Source organism: Flavitalea antarctica, assembly GCF_054461535.1.
This window is the reverse complement of sequence record NZ_JBTLQG010000011.1, coordinates 1-17,494: the sequence shown is the minus strand read 5'-3', so window position 1 is coordinate 17,494 and position 17,494 is coordinate 1. Positions and strand designations below refer to the sequence as shown.

At 43.7% G+C, this 17,494-nt stretch carries 11 protein-coding genes; 5 read left to right on the top strand and 6 right to left on the bottom strand.

Annotated features, from left to right (window positions below):
- Positions 1-28: 28 nt before the first annotated feature.
- Genes ACX0G7_RS12420 through ACX0G7_RS12410 form a run of 3 tightly spaced genes read right to left on the bottom strand, consistent with a single transcriptional unit; the run spans position 29 to position 5,549 of the window.
- On the bottom strand, positions 29-1,741 hold the full coding sequence (locus ACX0G7_RS12420; RefSeq protein ID WP_458923800.1) for a GMC oxidoreductase: 1,713 nt from the start codon (positions 1,739-1,741) through the stop codon (positions 29-31).
- A 4-nt stretch (positions 1,742-1,745) separates the two neighbouring features.
- On the bottom strand, positions 1,746-2,279 hold the full coding sequence (locus tag ACX0G7_RS12415; protein ID WP_458923799.1) for a gluconate 2-dehydrogenase subunit 3 family protein: 534 nt from the start codon (positions 2,277-2,279) through the stop codon (positions 1,746-1,748).
- Between the two features lie 30 nt (positions 2,280-2,309).
- Positions 2,310-5,549 carry a DUF5107 domain-containing protein gene (locus tag ACX0G7_RS12410; protein WP_458923798.1) on the bottom strand — a complete coding sequence of 1,080 codons (3,240 nt, stop codon included), beginning with the start codon at positions 5,547-5,549 and terminating at the stop codon, positions 2,310-2,312.
- A gap of 134 nt (positions 5,550-5,683) precedes the next feature.
- Between ACX0G7_RS12410 and ACX0G7_RS12405 the strand changes: the two genes are divergently transcribed.
- Both ACX0G7_RS12405 and ACX0G7_RS12400 read left to right on the top strand, forming a co-directional pair.
- Positions 5,684-6,973 carry a dienelactone hydrolase family protein gene (locus ACX0G7_RS12405; protein ID WP_458923797.1) on the top strand — a complete coding sequence of 430 codons (1,290 nt, stop codon included), beginning with the start codon at positions 5,684-5,686 and terminating at the stop codon, positions 6,971-6,973.
- 79 nt (positions 6,974-7,052) lie between these two features.
- Positions 7,053-8,216 (top strand): Gfo/Idh/MocA family protein, encoded by a 1,164-nt coding sequence (locus tag ACX0G7_RS12400; RefSeq protein ID WP_458923796.1) that lies wholly within the window; start codon positions 7,053-7,055, stop codon positions 8,214-8,216.
- Positions 8,217-8,351: 135 nt separating this feature from the next.
- Here the strand turns inward: ACX0G7_RS12400 and ACX0G7_RS12395 are convergent, their stop codons facing one another.
- Both ACX0G7_RS12395 and ACX0G7_RS12390 read right to left on the bottom strand, forming a co-directional pair.
- Positions 8,352-8,873, bottom strand: a complete 522-nt coding sequence (locus ACX0G7_RS12395) for a hypothetical protein (protein ID WP_458923795.1) — start codon at positions 8,871-8,873, stop codon at positions 8,352-8,354.
- Positions 8,874-8,983: 110 nt separating this feature from the next.
- A complete protein-coding gene (locus tag ACX0G7_RS12390; RefSeq protein ID WP_458923794.1) occupies positions 8,984-11,371 on the bottom strand; it encodes an outer membrane beta-barrel protein in 2,388 nt (795 codons plus the stop codon).
- A 158-nt stretch (positions 11,372-11,529) separates the two neighbouring features.
- On the opposite strand from ACX0G7_RS12390, the gene ACX0G7_RS12385 reads away from it, so the two are divergent.
- The 3 genes from ACX0G7_RS12385 to ACX0G7_RS12375 all read left to right on the top strand — a co-directional run bounded on the left by ACX0G7_RS12385 (position 11,530) and on the right by ACX0G7_RS12375 (position 16,742).
- The gene (locus tag ACX0G7_RS12385; protein ID WP_458923793.1) at positions 11,530-12,612 is read left to right on the top strand and encodes a sensor histidine kinase; all 1,083 of its coding nucleotides are present in this window, start codon (positions 11,530-11,532) and stop codon (positions 12,610-12,612) included.
- On the top strand, positions 12,609-13,343 hold the full coding sequence (locus ACX0G7_RS12380) for a LytR/AlgR family response regulator transcription factor (protein ID WP_458923792.1): 735 nt from the start codon (positions 12,609-12,611) through the stop codon (positions 13,341-13,343). The genes ACX0G7_RS12385 and ACX0G7_RS12380 overlap by 4 nt, the downstream gene beginning before the upstream one ends.
- Before the next feature lie 120 nt (positions 13,344-13,463).
- Positions 13,464-16,742, top strand: a complete 3,279-nt coding sequence (locus tag ACX0G7_RS12375; RefSeq protein WP_458923791.1) for a S41 family peptidase — start codon at positions 13,464-13,466, stop codon at positions 16,740-16,742.
- A gap of 115 nt (positions 16,743-16,857) precedes the next feature.
- Here ACX0G7_RS12375 and ACX0G7_RS12370 read toward each other — a convergent pair whose 3' ends face one another.
- Positions 16,858-17,205, bottom strand: a complete 348-nt coding sequence (locus ACX0G7_RS12370) for a nuclear transport factor 2 family protein (RefSeq protein WP_458923790.1) — start codon at positions 17,203-17,205, stop codon at positions 16,858-16,860.
- Positions 17,206-17,494 lie beyond the last annotated feature (289 nt).

Sequence of the window (17,494 nt, the reverse complement as noted above, 5' to 3'; positions counted from 1 at the left end):
ATTCAATGGGAGATTTCAACTAAGAAAATTACAAATCGCCTCTTTTTAGTTCGTTTACTGCATGGTCCACTGCCCTTGCTGTTAGCGCCATATATGTGAGGGAAGGGTTTTGTGTGGAAGTGGAAGTCATACATGCGCCATCTGTGACATAAACATTTTTGCATTCATGCAACTGGTTCCATTTATTCAGCAATGATGTTTTTGGATCATTGCCCATTCTTATCCCGCCCATCTCGTGAATATCTAGGCCGGGACTTTGAGTGGAACTTTGTGTTTTAATATCTGTGAAGCCTGTTTTTGTCAGCATTTCGGTGAACTGCTCAAAATAGTCCTGGCGCATTTGCTCATCGTTGTCATCATATTCAACAGAGACTTTTAATAATGGCATATCCCAGTCATCTTTTTTGGAACGATCGAGACTAACCATGTTTGTTTCTTTAGGGATTGTTTCTCCCATCATATGCGAGCCGATTTTCCACGGACCCGTTTTTGGATTCAACAACCTCTCTTTGAGACCGGACCCGACACCACTTTCATCTACATGGGAACTCCGGTAGGCTGAAAAGCCTGCCGCATAACCCCTCAAGAATTTTGTCTCTTGTTTGAACAGATTTCTAAACCTGGGGATATAGCCTCCACCCGGGTGACTACCTACAGTGTCATAATCTTTAAAACCTTCAAAGGTCGCCGACAGTCTTGCGCTATAATTGTGGAAAGCCACAAATTTTCCCATCAAACCATTATCATTCCCCAACCCATTCGGGAAGCGGCCCGAGGTCGAATTAAGCAATATGAGATTTGAATTGAGCGCGCCTGCATTAACAAAGATCACTTTGGAATAATATTCTATAACCTCCTTTGTGTTTGCATCAATAACACGTACGCCCGTTGCCTTGCCTTTTTTATCATCATAGATAACAGAATGCACCACGGAAAATGGCCGCAGCGTCATGTTGCCTGTCTTAGCTGCCCATGGAAGCGTTGAGGAATTGCTACTGAAATATCCTCCCAGCGGACAACCGCGCTGACAAAGGTTACGGCTCATGCACTGAACCCTGCCCTGTTCAAAATGGATTGGCTGCGGCTTTGTAAGATGCGCCATTCTCTCACTGATTAAATGCCTGTGCTCATACTTTTCAGCCAATTGCTCCTTAAAATAATTTTCAAGAACGTTTAGCGGAAACGCAGGGAGAAACTCCCCGTCGGGTAATTGTTTTAATCCATCCCTGTTCCCCGCAATGCCAGCAAATTTTTCAACATGGCTATACCAGGGAGCCATATCTTTTTCACGTATGGGCCAGTCTACCGCAAAGCCATCCCGAGCCGGCCCTTCATAATCAAAGTTGCTCCATCGCTGTGTGGCTTTTGCCCACATGAGCGATTTCCCACCGACCTGGTAGCCCCGGATCCAGTCAAAGGGCTTGTCCTGCACATATGGATGCTCAGTGTCTTTCACAAAGAAATGTGCTGCATCTTCTTTAAACGCATAACAACGATTGATGATGGGGTTGGCCTTTCGTATTTCCAAAGGCATTTCGCCGCGATGCTCAAACTCATAAGGAAACTTCGTGGCCGTCGGATAATCCTTGATGTGTTTTACATCCCGGCCCCGCTCAAGCACCAGTGTTTTCAGCCCTTTTTCGGCAAACTCCTTCGCGGCCCAACCACCACTGATTCCAGAACCGATTACTATTGCATCAAAGCTTCGCTCTTTTACAGATCCTTTTTGTTTGTCGCCCATGAGCCTAAGTGTTTTTTATTTGATGATAGCCGTTATATGGTACCGAAGGAATCATTTCATACTTGATGATATTCACAAGCACGTATTTGGAAGTGAGATAACCCTGGATAGTTTTTGCTTTCATGATCTTATAAAAGTCGAAAACCTCGGGTGCGAAAGACTCTTTTTTCTCAATGCCTTCGAATATTTGCTGCTTTTGTTCGTAAGTACATGCTATGAATGAGTGTTTGAAACGCTTTTTAGTGCTTTGGTCAAGCTCATCGAGGCCACGCAAAAATTTGTCCTGGTCTTCCCGTTCGTAGCAATCATCAACCATTTTGAGAACGAACAAATGTGCTCCGACTTCCTTTGCACCGGGCGTATCTGTTTGGGGAATAATGGTAGCAGCAATTTCTGCCAGCAGCTTTTCCTGCTGCTCATCTATCTCAATGGTCTTTAGTGCTATCGAAGCCTTACCCTGGCGGTTGAGGCAAGCGGGAAGCATGGTAACACCACCGGCAAAAAATAAGAAATTGCGTATTAATGAACGTCTGTCCATACTCAAAGATTTTTAATTAAGAATGATGAATTAGTTTTCTACGTAGTTCATCATCTTCTGAAGTATTCTAAACCTGCTCACAATCCCCGGTTCCGCTAATTGTCTGACAAACATCTCTGCTTTTTTCTCGTCATTATTATATTTTGCAAATACCCAATCAAACCGGGCTCCGGCCGAGGCCTGTGTTATGCTCCAGTTACGAACAGAATCCTGTTGTGCCTTCCAGCCATTCATTAACTGTTGTAATTCGATCTGCCGGTTTTGTTGCTTTAAAACCAACATTCCGATATAATTACCAAACGGGTTTTGACTACCCATCCAATGCTCTTTGTCGAGTGAATAATCCGCGATTCTATTTTGGTAAACACCCGCCTGTTTTTTGTTTCCCAGTTTTATCTCGCAAAAAGCTGCCATGAAATCATGCAGCCTGGTATCAGGATTATAAGGGCTGCCTGATCCAAGGTGCTCCGGCCATTTCCTCGCTTCCGCTAAATATGATAATGCATTCCTGTATTTTTTCTGATCTATCATTTTCAAGGCAAGGGAAAGATTAGCAAGTTCATATAATTCATGTCCTTCCTGCGCGCCTTCCTGCGGCAAGACCAGGGTATTTTTTAATACGGCCAGACACTCAGTAAACCTATCCGTATTCAGGAGTGCTTTTGCATAATCCATCGAGATGATTGGATTCAGCCTGAATCTCTTATATGCTTCACCGCTCAATTGATAACATTGGTTATACAAACCCTGGTCAAACATGTGTTCATTGCGCGCATGCCATGTTCTCCATTGCGTAGAATCGAGGCTCAAAGCGCGCCCCAGATCGGCGCTTACATAAGGTGCTTTAATTTTATCATTTCCAAACAGTGCTGCCCTTGCCAGGTAAAATGAAGGAAAGTCAGGCTCGTTCGCACAATCCGAAAAGAGCCTCATTGCCTCAGCCGTTTGAAGATTATTCCATCTAACCAGTGCGAGGTAATAAGTAGTTTTCCATGAAGGAAGTGCATTGTTGGCCCAGTTAAGAACAGACATCGATTCCATTCTGAACGGGAATACAAATGCGGGTGATAATGCAATCGCCTGTTTTAGATAAGACCCGCTCGCAGCAGCATCTGTATCTCGTTTCAGATAAGCGAGCCAGTAATACACGGTTGGATAAGAAGGTGACTGTTCCAATACTGTAATAGCCTCTTCGGTTAGCCCCTGGTTCGCATAGGTGATGGCAAGTTCGAGATAAGTTTCATGCGACAACTCATTCCGGATAGCTGATTTGAAGTGTTTCAGACACGAATCGGAAGGTTGAAGCAAATACTTTTCAAAACGTGCGTAATGGTTTAAGGGATCCACATCAAGCAAGAGGTTTATAGTACTGTCAGCCCTTGACTTTTGCTGCAGCTTCCGATACGCAGTTATTAAAAACTGGTATGCCAAAAGATTTTTCTTATTATAATCCAATGCCCTGATTGAATACTGAGCCGCCTCCTCAAAGTTTTTTTTCTGCAATTGAATACCAGCATTATAAACAACCGAGGCCGATCGATATTCGATACTACGGGAAGCCATGTTGAATGCTTCTTCTGCTTCATCAAGCTTTCCCTGTTTCAACAATAAATTGCCATAGATAAAATTAGCGGCACCATGATAGGTATCATACTGCAACACTTTCTGCGCATGTCTAATACCAGCTTCGTAGTCACCCGCCCGGTAATAGTATTCCGCTACCCTGCTTAACGCGTCATAGTGACCTGGTTCGATCGACAGGCACTGCTGATAGTTATCAAAAGCAGCCTTGTAATTTCGCATTGAATTTTGTTCTTCTGCCATTCTGAAAAACCGCTGCGCTGACTGGTATAGGGTATCGTTAGGTGAAGCAGTTACCGGTCTGTTAATGACATTTTCTTTTGGTGCAAACAGTAACTTGCCTTGTCCCAGGCTAACACGTGTTGAATTTAAATCAACCGAAGTCAGCAAGAGCATTCTGTCAAATACCTGCATTGGCTGTAAGTGAAGCAGCTCCCCAAGAACACGTACACCTTTATGAAAAACAATAAGGCTATCATTAATAATTGTATGTGGACTAATCGCAATCTTCAGACTATCACCGGACACCATCACGTTTAAGGTTCCGAACGCATTCGCATCTGCCATGCCACCGGTATTTTTTACAGGAAACCAGATTTCGTTCTTACTTTCCGCATATAAAGGACGGTGTGATAGTTGGGTGAATGGACTGTGGTAGCCACTTCTCTCTGCTGCCTGGTTCAGGATAGCGCCTGACTGGGCTTCGATATATTGCCCATCCGCATCTGTTAACAAATCTTCCCAGATGGCCCCTTCCCTTGACAGGGCCCAGATCCATAATTTTTTTCCCGGTGCATCAGCATATGGTGCCCAGTGGCCGAAACCAAACTTCCTGTTATGCCAGTAACCTCCAAACCAGTTGCGTGCGTTGCCCACAACGTGATATGACTTACTCTCCCCGAAATTATTTTCTTTATAGATGGCAAGGTTACGACCGTTTTTATCGATTGGCCACGGTGAGGCGCTACCATCATGTCCTATATGATGAGTACCGGGAAAATAAAACTGCAGATCATCTGACGCTTTGAATGCAGCGTTTTCCCAGGAAAGATATGACTGGTGCAAAGGAGTTGGATTGAACCAGATGGAATTAGTTTCAAAATAAGCTTTGTCTTTAGGCAGCCTGATATCCACCCGCCATTCGGAACGGGATGCAAGGTCAAGTCCTCCGACAATACAACTAACACTTCCATCTTTGTTGTTGCGGATAAAATAATCAACAGCCGACGCTGCCCAGGGAGCATGCCCCAGGTCGAGACCAAAGTTATGCTCTATACCGCCACTTGTCCATGGGCCACGAATACCAATTGCCCGGAACTTCATCACATGATTCAGATAGACAAATTCATTATTTGTCGACTTCTCAACAGCACCCATAACTTTGCCACCAACTTCCGGCAGCACAGAAACAGTGATATAAGGATTTTCCAGTTTTACCACCTTCCAGTTCTGCATGGTGCTTTTATCCGTATATCCATCAAAAACAAAGTAAGGATAGAAAGGAGCAACTTTTTTGTTAAGCCCTAAAACTGGTATCGGATTTGGGTCAGAATATGGATATGTCCGCAACGATTCTGTTGTTTCGGTGACCTGTGATTGCTGAGCAACACCCATCGTATCCAAAGAGACGAGGTGAACAAACAAAAGCACCGGTTTTAATCCAAATCTGTAAATCCTCGACAGCTTCATGCTTACGAATTTTGGTATTTGCTCAAATACAATGATACGAAAGCAGAAAATAAGAAAAAAAAGATTTCGAAAACAATTTTTTTATGAATCGAAATAAAATAAAAGTTGTTAATTGCTGACCAACAGAATCACATATGGCAAAAAGAAGAGATTTTCTAAAAATCGCAGGCCTCACCGGGCTTGCATTTGCTCAAAACAACATATTCCCAACTATGGCCGCAGGTAATATAATCCGACCTGATGTTTCTGGTTCTGCCGGAATCGAAGAAACGAATGATGACACAGATCTCAGCGTAATCGGTCTTTATGGTGCATGGGCAGCTTCACTACGCGGAAACAAGTTACCCTCCCTGTCTTTCCGAAGACCGGAGTTTACCAACCTCGAAAAATGGCGCAAGTCTGCAAAACAAAGAGTTATTGAAAGACTTGCGATTCCTGACATGGGCGGCCTTCCGAAGGTAACAGTACATAAGAAGTCTACTTACGACGGACTCCATATAGAGGAGATCAGCTGGGAACTGCCTTATGGACGCCCAACGAAGGCCATTCTCTTAAAGCCCGTGAATGCAACAGGTAAACTTCCGGGAGTGCTTGGTTTTCATGATCATGGTGGTAACAAGTATTTTGGATGCGACAAAATCACGAAAATATCTGATAAGCAGCATCCGCTGATGAAAGATCACCAGGAACATTATTACACGGGATCAGCATGGGCAAACGAGATTGCAAAGCTTGGCTACGTTGTGCTTGTGTCAGATGCTTTTGCATTTGGAAGCCGTCGCGTTATGATTGAGGATGTCCCGACCCGTCTAAGAAATGGCATTAAAGAAGGCACCGACGATAACCACGAAAGCATTCAGGCATATAACGCCTGGGCCACCACTCATGAAAGTATAATGGCGAAATCACTTTTCTGTTCAGGTACTACCTGGCCGGCAGTGTTTTTTGCTGAAGATAAAGTAGCACTGGATATCTTATGTGCCCGACCAGATGTAGATGCCAGCCGCGTGGGCTGTGCAGGGTTATCAGGTGGGGGGCTCAGAACTGCTTTTTTAGCAGGACTTGATCAAAGAATTAAATGTGCTGTTAACGTTGGGTTCAACACTACCTGGAATGATTTCCTGCTGAACAAGTCGTTTACACATACCTGGATGGCATATATACCCTTGCTTCCGGCAGAACTTGATTTTCCTGAAATTATGGGTCTGCGTGTTCCACTCGCAACACTCGTTCTGAATGACCGGGAAGACCAATTATATACTTTACCCGAAATGCAGAAAGCCGAAAACATACTAACGGAGGTTTATAAGAAAGCCGGCGCTGCGGAGAAATTTAAATGCTCGTATTATCCCGGCCTGCACAAATTCGATAACGACATGCAAAAAGAAGCCTTTCAATGGTTTGACCGCTGGCTGAAGGCTTAACATAAAATAAACATTCGTCGCAGCCTTAGATTACCACCGACTCGATTTGAATACCCCATGCCTAAAACAAATTATAGAAATGTCAGCAACGCGAAATATCCGTCGTGATTTTATCAAACAGGCTACCGGCGCCCTCGGCGGATTGGCTATACTTTCTGCATTACCAAAATCACTGAGAGCGGTTGAAGACCGGCAATCTGCGAAGCCGCCACGTTTAAACTCCTTGGTCCAACAGCGCATACGGTTCGCCGTTATAGGCATCAATCATGGTCACATCAATTCCCTGGTTGACATGATGATTAGGGCCGGGGGCAGCTTCGTTTCCTTTTATGCGAAAGAAGCGGACCTGAGCGCAGCGTTTGCAAAAAAATATTCGCAGGCCCGAATTGCGGGGACTGATAAAGAGATATTGGAAGATAAAACTATCCAGCTGATTTTATGCGCAGCAATTCCTGATGAAAGGGCATCAATAGCAATTGCCGCAATGAACCACGGTAAGGATTTTCTCGTAGATAAGCCGGCCGTCGCCACGTTTTCCCAGGTGGCCGAAGTACGTAAAGTGCAGAAAAGCACAGGCAGGATTTTTTCAGTCTTTTACGGAAGACTCGAAAATCGTGGATCATTAAAAGCTGGCGAGCTCGTAAAGGCCGGCGCAATAGGTAAGGTTGTCCAGACAATCGCGGTAGCTCCCCATCGTACAAATCCGCAAAGCAGGCCTGAATGGTTTTGGAATACCAAACGATACGGTGGTATCATCAACGATATCGGCTCCCATCAGTTTGAAGAGTTCCTGTTTATGACAGGATCAACGAAAGCTTCTATCGTCGCTTCACAGGTAGCAAATGTCAATCATCCACAACACCCTGCATTTGAAGACTTCGGTGACGTTATGTTGACCGGTGACCGCGGAACAGGCTACATGCGCCTCGACTGGTTTACCCCGGGTGGATTGCAGAGTTGGGGTGATGACCGTATTACAATACTTGGTACGGAAGGTTATATCGAACTGCGCAAAAATCTTGATATCGCCGGCCGTGAAGGCGGTCAGCACCTTTTTCTTGTAGATCAAAAAGAAACGCGTCATTTCGATTGCAGTAAACAACCCTTGCCCTTCGCACAGCAATTCATCGACGACATACTTAACCGGACGCAAACAAGTATGCAACAGGAACATTGTTTCCTGGCTACGGAACTGGCGCTTAAAGCCCAGGAGCAGGCAAAGAAGATCACGATTGTCACCTGAACGTGAATGCGGGTTATGACTTTGAAGACAAGACCAGAAACCCGAAAAACGTCCCTTGTAAAGAAGTATTGGGTTCTTTTGGATCAGAAATACAAATGGTACTATCGTTCCCTTTGCTATGTGGCTAAAACTTAATTACAAAGGATCAGCAGTTACTTTGAACTTCGAATCAGCCCGGACGTTCAACTCTTTTGTGATGTTGGATTTAATCTCTACTTCTGTGTAAAGTTTGTAGGAGGAAGCTTTAACATATTTATCGAGTTTAGAATTATCCGAAATTAATTCGATGGTTGAAACTCCCATCGGTATGTTGTCAAGCGATGCAAGAGGCACTTTATCGTTATTATCTGTACCGATATAAATTCGGATGCTTTTCAGGAAGTTGAAATTTTCTGCTGCCGGGTCAGTGATGGTAAGGGTCAGCTTCTTTAACACCACATCTTTCACCAGGTTTGCCCGGGTATTATTGTTTTCAAAGGACTCCTCTGAATTCATGGTTACGGGAACAGGTGAGATGATAGGCACGGTCAATATACCACTGGCAGGTATCTTGATGTTTTCGGAGTTGGAGATTTCGAATGTCAGCAGATTACTCAGCTTCTTGCAGCTGGCAAATCCAAAACTAAAAAGCAGCAAACAGTAAATAGTTTTTTTCATTGTAGCGGACACGACTGTTAGATATGTATAGAAAATCATAAGTGAAATTCAAGCTTCTATAAACGTGTCATAGCCTATGATTATTGTATGAAAAAATACAAAGCAATAATCTAATTAACCCGGTTATTTAATTCGTCAAGTCCTGTTTTCCTGTTTGTAGCAGATTTCATCTTTTTGTTGCCAAAACGGCAGGAAAAATTGATTTTTAGCTGGCGGCTTTCCCATCGGCCACTGGCAACCACATTCAACGCACCGAAACTGCTTGTTCCGGACCAGGGCATCGTAAAAAAAATATCTGCAATACTCATTTTCAAACTTGCATTATCATTCCAGATTCGCTTTTGCAGACCAGCATCCAGTGTCCATATCGACTTTGTTTTATAAGTTCCCGCCCAGACAGAAGGGCTGTTGTAAAATCCACTCAATTCTGCCGTCCATTTTTTTCCCAGAGTAAATGTTTGTTGTTGATAGAAACTTGCTACTGTTGCATCCAGGTTAATAGATTTCCCCTTCTCAAACGTCGCCCTGTACCGGCTGTGATAAACAGACAAGTTTATATAAACCGACCACCATTCCGTGATTTGAAAAGGATAACTGATATTCATGCTCAGTATCTTTTGGCTGGCAAGGTTACGCTGCATTATAAAAGTCCTTTTCGTTTCGATGGTATCTGAAACCTGGGCGAAGAAATCTTTAACATCACTAAAAGAGAGGCCGGTCGTCAGTTTGTATTTGTAAGTATGGCGAAGTTCATACACATTGGTGTATTGAGGCTTTAAAAAAGGATTTCCTTTCTGATAAGATAATTCATCAATTTTGTTTTCAAACGGATTTAAATCGTGGTACCGCGGCCGGTCAATACGGCGACTGTAGCTAATGCCAAAACTGTTGCTGGTATTCAGTTGCATATTGACACCTGCACTCGGAAACAGATCAAAATATCGTCTCTTAATATTCTTGTCTGTATCGTTTGCGACAGATTGTAAATCACCCTCACTGGTTGTTTGTTCCACCCTGAGTCCAACCTGATAGTCAAACTTTTTTATTTTCAATTGGTATTGCGCATATGCTGCGAGTATTTGTTCCTTGTATATGAATTGATTACTTCTCTGATCATCATAAATGGGCCTGTCCGAAACATCATGATTAAAAAATTCAAACGTATTGTCCGTTTCTACGTCTAAAAGCTTTATACCAAATGACACCCGACCGGCTTTAAGATTCTGTTCATAGTCTGCTTTAATACCTGTAAGTTTGATATCTGCTGGAGAGTTTGTACTAAAAGTGTAACGTGAAAGCCATGCCCCGCTGGCAAGATCCGTATAAGTATTCGGTGTAAAGCCGTTGTTAAGCAAAAGAAATGTTCCGTGGTCAAAGTCGATGGTAATCAACCTTCCGACTGTATCTGCATATTTATAATTTAAATTTGCACTAACATTGGTCCTCCGGGCACGATTGAGTCCGGTTGCTGTCAATCTCTGCCCGCCGGCAAGGGTACCAATACCCTCAATTGCAGTTATACTATTTCCTGCATATTCTGTATTTCCGAGCCCGCTGTTTACAAGTATGCCGAACGTTTGTTTTTTTGAAATAAAGATATCCAATCCCGTTTTCAAATTAATTACTCCTGCTTCTGAAATGCCCGACGACACCTGATCATATATGGTATCATTTTGCACGCGAAAAAAATTCAGTTGACTTCTGTTTGTATTTGCAGAAATGCTGTAATTACTAAAAAAGTTTACGCGTTTATTACGATAATTCAGAGAAGCGCCGACGGTATATTTCGCGTAAATACCGATGCTGTAACCACCACTAAAGCTGCCATTCCAACCTAAGTTTGTATTTTTCTTAAGCCTGATATTGATGATCCCGGCGTTCCCCGCTGCATCATACCTGGATGACGGGTTAGTGATAATTTCGATAGCTTCAATGTCATAGCTGTTTATACTCCGAAGATAGCTGGCAAGGTCTGTGCCGGTTAGCGGTGTTGGCTTGCCGTCAATATGGATCCGCACACCGTTTTTACCGGCAAGAATGATGTTATCATCTTTGTCTACCAGGGTACCCGGAGCTTTTTGAAGTAACTCGAGGGCGTTACTGCCACTGGCATTGATACTTCCTTCAACATTGAACACGAGTTTATCCGGTTTAATTTCAATCAAAGGCTTTCTGGCTGTAACAACTACTTGTGTTAATCCTACAGGTAATCGTACAAGTCTAATTTCAATCGATGTTGTTACAAGGGCTCTGTATACTGGTTGATACCCGATAGCAGTAACGTAAATCAAGAGTTGTGGCGCCTCTACCTTATCAATCACAAATTTGCCTTCCCGATCAGTCATGACAATTTTAAGAAGAAACGAATCACTCGCTCTCAACATACTGATGGAGGCGTTTGTAACCGGGCTGTTATCTTCACTCATAACATGGCCTGTGATAGTTTGCGCATTCAGCATAGTACATTTCAGCAACAATAATATGATCAGACTTCTCATAAAATAATTTAGACACGCAACCTAAGCTCCATATATGTATTTTTCCCGGTGGAACTGCCGGTTAAACAATAGTATCGCCGAACGAACTGAAAGTGATTCGTCGGCGTTTTTGTCGCTTCGTCGAAGGCAAGCCTGGTGAAGCCGCTTTTAGCTTAAGTTTGTTCAAAATTGATAACACACTGAAAACCCGTGACAACCTGGTATGGCATCTTTCACTTAAAGACGTTTACCTATTTGTGCTTTTCTATGCACTGATGGGAATTTCTTATTGGGTGGCGCTCTATATCACATCAAGCGGCAGTTTCAATGCGTGGCAGCAAACGATTATCAATTACCTGTTAAAGTTCCTGTGGGCAATACCAGTGTATTGGCTCATTTTTAAGCAGTTCCGGCATTGGCCATTTTGGAAGCGGTTGCGCCTTCACGGGTTGACGATGCCCCTCTATATTTTAGTCTGGCTCAGCAGCTTTTATTTTTTGATCGATAATTTCTTCCCCGAGGCGGGACGCTTACGTGGTGCTGGTACATACTGGGATGTGTATATCGGTTCGTTACTATATCTCGTAACTTTTGGCACCTTGCATATTTATGAGAATTATAATGAGATGAAATTGCAACAGCAAAAGGAAAAACTGCTCGAACAACTGGCACATGCCAGTGAGTTGAATGCGCTGAAGGCTCAAATTCAGCCACATTTTCTGTTTAACTCCCTTAATTCTATTAGTGCTTCAGTACCTCCTGAAATGGAGCATACCCGTGAGCTGATTGCAAGGCTTGGAGATACTTTTCGGTTTGCCCTTCATAATGCTAACGAAGAAACAATTCCTATAAGAAAAGAGCTCGCCTTTATAAAAGCATATCTCGATCTTGAAAAGGAAAGGTTCAGTGACAGGTTGCAGGTAACCTATAAAGTGGATGAATCAATCCTTGATACGCCAATTCCACCCATGTTAATGCAACCCCTTGTGGAAAATGCTCTTCACCATGGCATTGCGAAAAGCATAGAAGGCGGGACTGTTCACGTCAGCGTACTGAGTGATGGGAAAGATGTTGTGATTACGATCTCAGATTCCGGAGCTGGTCTGAATGGAACCTCCATGGATGCAGTTTTAAAAAAAGGAATAGGTTTAAGTAATACAAATCTACGTTTGAACAAGTTGTATGGAAATGAAATCAGAATCGAAGAGAACCGTCCCATCGGCGTGAGCGTCTCCTTCCGCATACCTAAATCTAAATTATGACGGAACAGAAAGTGGTTATTGCAGACGATGAGATTCCCGCTCGTAACCTTTTAAAGGAATATCTGCAGGATTATCCGAGCCTGAAAGTAATTGCAGAATGCAAAAATGGTGTAGAAGCATTGAGTGTAGTGAATGTGTTACAACCCGATATAATATTTCTCGATGTACAAATGCCCGGAAAAACGGGTTTTGAAGTACTGCAGGAGATGGAGCATATTCCAAAAATCATTTTTTCGACAGCCTTTGATAATTATGCCCTGAAAGCGTTTGAAGTTAATGCAGTGGACTATCTGCTTAAGCCTTATACCAGGGAGCGCTTTGGGACAGCAGTTAGAAAGGTGTTATCAAATGATCGGGATATGATGAAGAACTTACAGCTTTTATCAGAAAATCTTCAGAAGAATTTGTATCCCGATCGCATTCTCGTTGAACTCGGTTCTAAATTGGTCAGCATATCTGTTTCAGATATCCAATGGGTTGAAGCAGAACGAGATTATGCAAAGATTCACACAGCACAGCAACATTATCTCAGCAATAAAGGCATTGGCGAACTGGAACAGAAACTTGATCCGCGCATCTTTGTTCGCATTCATCGTTCACATATTATCGCCTTGAATGCTATCTCGGAGGTTCATAAAGAACCCACCGGTCCTCAGATTTTATTAAAGGACGGCACCATCTTAAAGGTGAGTCGTAGTTACACGGAAGTACTACGCAGGTTCATTTATTAGAACGCTGGATTGCCTGCGGCGGAAAAAAATCTTATGAAGCAACGGGCAGGAAGAAAAAATTTATCAACGGTAACCGATCTGTGATACAGCTTCCTTATATTCATATACTAATAAAAACATATGAGAAAGCTAATTGCCCTGCTACTGCCGACCATTGCATCCATGACGGCTGTTGCACAAATTGATGCAGGTCTTTTCAGATACCCCGATGTATCTAAGACAGATATTGTGTTTACTTATGCAAATGACTTGTGGATGATGCCAAAGACAGGTGGTACTGCTGTTAAACTCAGTTCACCTGCGGGAGTTGAAAGTTTTCCAAAATTTTCTGCCGATGGCAAGCGGGTTGCCTTCACCGGCAATTACGATGGCAACGCGGATGCGTATATGATTCCCACCACCGGTGGTGTACCTGTACGTCTTACCAGCCATGGTTACCCGGACCGTGTGGTCGACTGGTCCCCAGACGAAAACAAAGTAATATTTGCTTCGAACCGGGAAAGTGGAAAAGCAAGATTTAGCCAGTTTTATATGGTAGCCGCGAGCGGCGGCCCGGCTGAAAAGATGCCACTGGCCTACGCGGAATACGGCTCATATTCTCCCGATGGAAAACAGATGGCAGTGGTAATAAGAACGGAACGCCTTCGCAACTGGAAGCGTTATCGCGGTGGTAATGTTGCCGATATCCATATCTACAATTTCGCCAACAAAACTTCGGAGAATATTTCTGCTGCTGATGATGCACCTTATGATTTTCCAATGTGGCACGGCGACGCCATCTATTTTCTTTCCGACAAAGGTCCCGAGCAACGCACCAATATCTGGAAATATGATGTAGCAAAGAAAACGTCAACGCAAATAACCAAGTACACGGAATCTGATGTACACTTCCCCTCGAAGGGACCGGAAGACATAGTATATGAAGCGGGCGGCAAACTCTACATACTTCCATTTGCTACGTTAAAGCCAAAAAGTGTTGATGTAAGTCTTGTTACCGACAAGGCATTACTCAAGCCCCGGCTCGAATCGGCCGAAAGAAATATTCAGACGGTGGTATTAAGTCCTGATGGTAACCGGGCGTTGTTTCAGGCCCGGGGTAATATATTTTCCGTTCCGGCAGAGAACGGGTTTGTGAAAGATCTGACACATAGCTCCGGCGCCGCCGAACGCTACCCGGCGTGGTCCCCGGATGGCAAATCCATTGCATACTGGAGCGATAAATCCGGTGAATATGAATTATACCTGATGCAGACCGATGTGGAAGGTTCAGAAAAAAAGATAACCAGCTATGGTGAGGGCTTCAGGTACCAACCTTATTGGTCGCCAGACAGCAAAAAGATCGCGTTCATTGACAAAGCAATGAAGATACAGGTAGTTGATGTGACGACCGGCCAAACCACGCAGGTTGACAGGGGACTCCGGATGATGCATGGAAATCTGGCTAACTTCCAGGTGAAGTGGTCGCCTGATAGCCGTTACCTTACCTATAGCAGGGACCTGGATAATCAGCAGCAGGCTGTTTTCATCTTTGACTATAATAGTAAAAAACTGCACCAGGTTACTTCTGGATTTTATAGTGCCTATAGTCCGGTTTTCGACCCGGAAAGCAAATACTTGTTCCTTATCACATCGCAATCATTTCAACCGATATACAGCAGTATCGACAATTCATTCATCTATGGAAACTCCGCACAGGTAGCTGCGATAGCGCTGCTGAAAACCACACCATCACTACTGGCACCGAAGAATGATACAGTTGCCCTTAAACTTGATGCACCTGCGAAAAAAGAAGAATTGATCAGCAAGGCAGAGAAGGAAAGAAAGGATACATCGTTAAAAGTAAAACCCCTACCCTCTGCTAAAGATGTACTGATTGATTTCGATGCCCTGGAGCAGCGGATGGTGATACTTCCCCTGCCAGCAGGCAACTACGGACAGCTTAATGCTGCAAAAGGAAAGATCATTTACATGAAAGGACAAAACACCGGAACCACAGGTCCTGGTGCCATCAAATACTTTGATATAGAGAAGCGTGAAGAAAGGACGATCCTTGAAAATGCTAATGGTTACCTGCTGTCGGAAAACAAAGGAAAAATTTTAACTGCACGACCAAACAATCAGTTTGCGATCATCCAGGTTGCCGAAAACCAAAAATTTGAGAAGCCATTGCGTGTGTCAGAAATGCAAACAATGATAGATCCGGCTGCGGAATGGAAGCAGATATTTGCAGATGCATGGCGTATTGAGAGAGATTATTTCTACGATCCCAATATGCATGGTGTCAACTGGAGCCAGGTCAGGGAGCGCTATGGCAAAATGCTGGAAGGAGCCACAACCCGTGAAGAAGCAAATTTCGTAATAGCTGAAATGATAGGCGAGTTAAATGCATCGCACACTTACTTAAGTGGTGGTGACCTGGAGCGTCCTAAAACACAAAACACCGGTTACATCGGTGTAGATTATGAACCGGATGGCGAATATTACAAGGTCAAAAAGATTATCCGTGGCGCTTCCTATGACGCTGAAGCACGTTCACCACTCGATATCTCAGGGATCGATGCAAAAGAAGGGATGTATATACTGGCAGTAAATGGTGTACCTCTCACTACAGCAAACGACCCTTATGTAGCTTTTGAAGGGCTGGCAAATAAAGCTGTGGAAATAACATATAATACGAAGCCTTCTTTCACCGGGGCAAAAACAGTAATTGTACAAACCCTGAGCGATGAGTATCGTCTGCGACATCTCGCCTGGATCAATGAAATGGCAACAAAAGTTTCGGAAGCTACCAACGGCGAAATAGGATATATATATGTTCCAAGCACGGGAATTGATGGCCAGAACGAACTGATCCGCCAGTTTAACGCGCAGTGGCATAAAAAAGGTTTAATCATTGATGAAAGATTCAATGACGGTGGTCAGATACCTGATCGCTTTATTGAAATCCTGAACCGCGATCCGTTAGCTTATTGGGGTATCAGGGATGGCAGCCCATGGCCCTGGCCGCCGTATGCACATTTTGGACCTAAGGTAATGCTGATGAATGGCTGGAGCGGATCCGGCGGGGATGCGTTCCCTGATTATTTTCGCAGGAAAGGCCTGGGGCCCCTGATAGGCACGCGTACCTGGGGAGGATTGATTGGCATTTCGGGCACACCGCCATTGATAGATGGTGGTAGTGTAACAGCTCCAAGCTTCCGCATGTATAACCCCGACGGCACCTGGTTCAAGGAAGGTCATGGCGTAGACCCGGATATTCCGGTTGATGAAAATTTAGGTTCAATGGCACGGGGCGTGGATCCGCAACTCGAAAGAGCAATCACGGAAATAAAAACATTATTGAAATCTAAGGAATATAAAAGGCCTGAACCACCGAAGGTGGAGAAAAGGGGTTTTTAAGTTCTTGTTTATAGACCACTTTCCGCCCGCCTTTGCTTAAGCAAAGGCGGGTTTTCTTGCATTACCATATTGATTATTAATGTGGTCACTCTTTCCGGGTGTTTGGTTGCAATGCTTAAGGCTCTATTACGAAAGCCGTCAGTTCAGCCAATTTTCCGTCCCGGAACTTCCATACATCGCAGTACCAATACTGAACACTTGTCCCCTTTTCGTTTATCAATGTGATTTGACCAAGTGCGGTGACATAATCATCCTCTGCAATTAGCTTACTGACATCAAATTTTGGCGGCTCAATATATTCAGTTAACATCCATTTGCGCACTTCCTCTTTCCCATCCAAAACCTTGTCGCCAACAAAGATCCATTTCGTATCCTCCGTGCAATACTGCAGAAAGACTTCATAGTCTCCTTTGGAAACGGCTTCATTTGCTTTCATTAAAAGTATCTTATTGTTTTCTGTCATTTTAGGTGAATTTATATGATGAAAGCACTGCCAGCTTTCTCATGAATGTGATTTTAAAATCTGAATAATCATCAATGTTTCTATCGGACGAGATAGCAACTATCGCCTGTTAACTCGTGTTTTACACAGCGTAGGGTCAATACTATGTTAGCCCCAAACTATCTCACAACCGTAGCTTCAAGCTCAACATTCAATGTTTCGTTTAAGGCAACCACCTGCAGAAGAGTAACCGCCTGTTTCATTCCGTGCCTCGTCACGAAATCCCGGAAGACATCAAAGCACTTTTTAA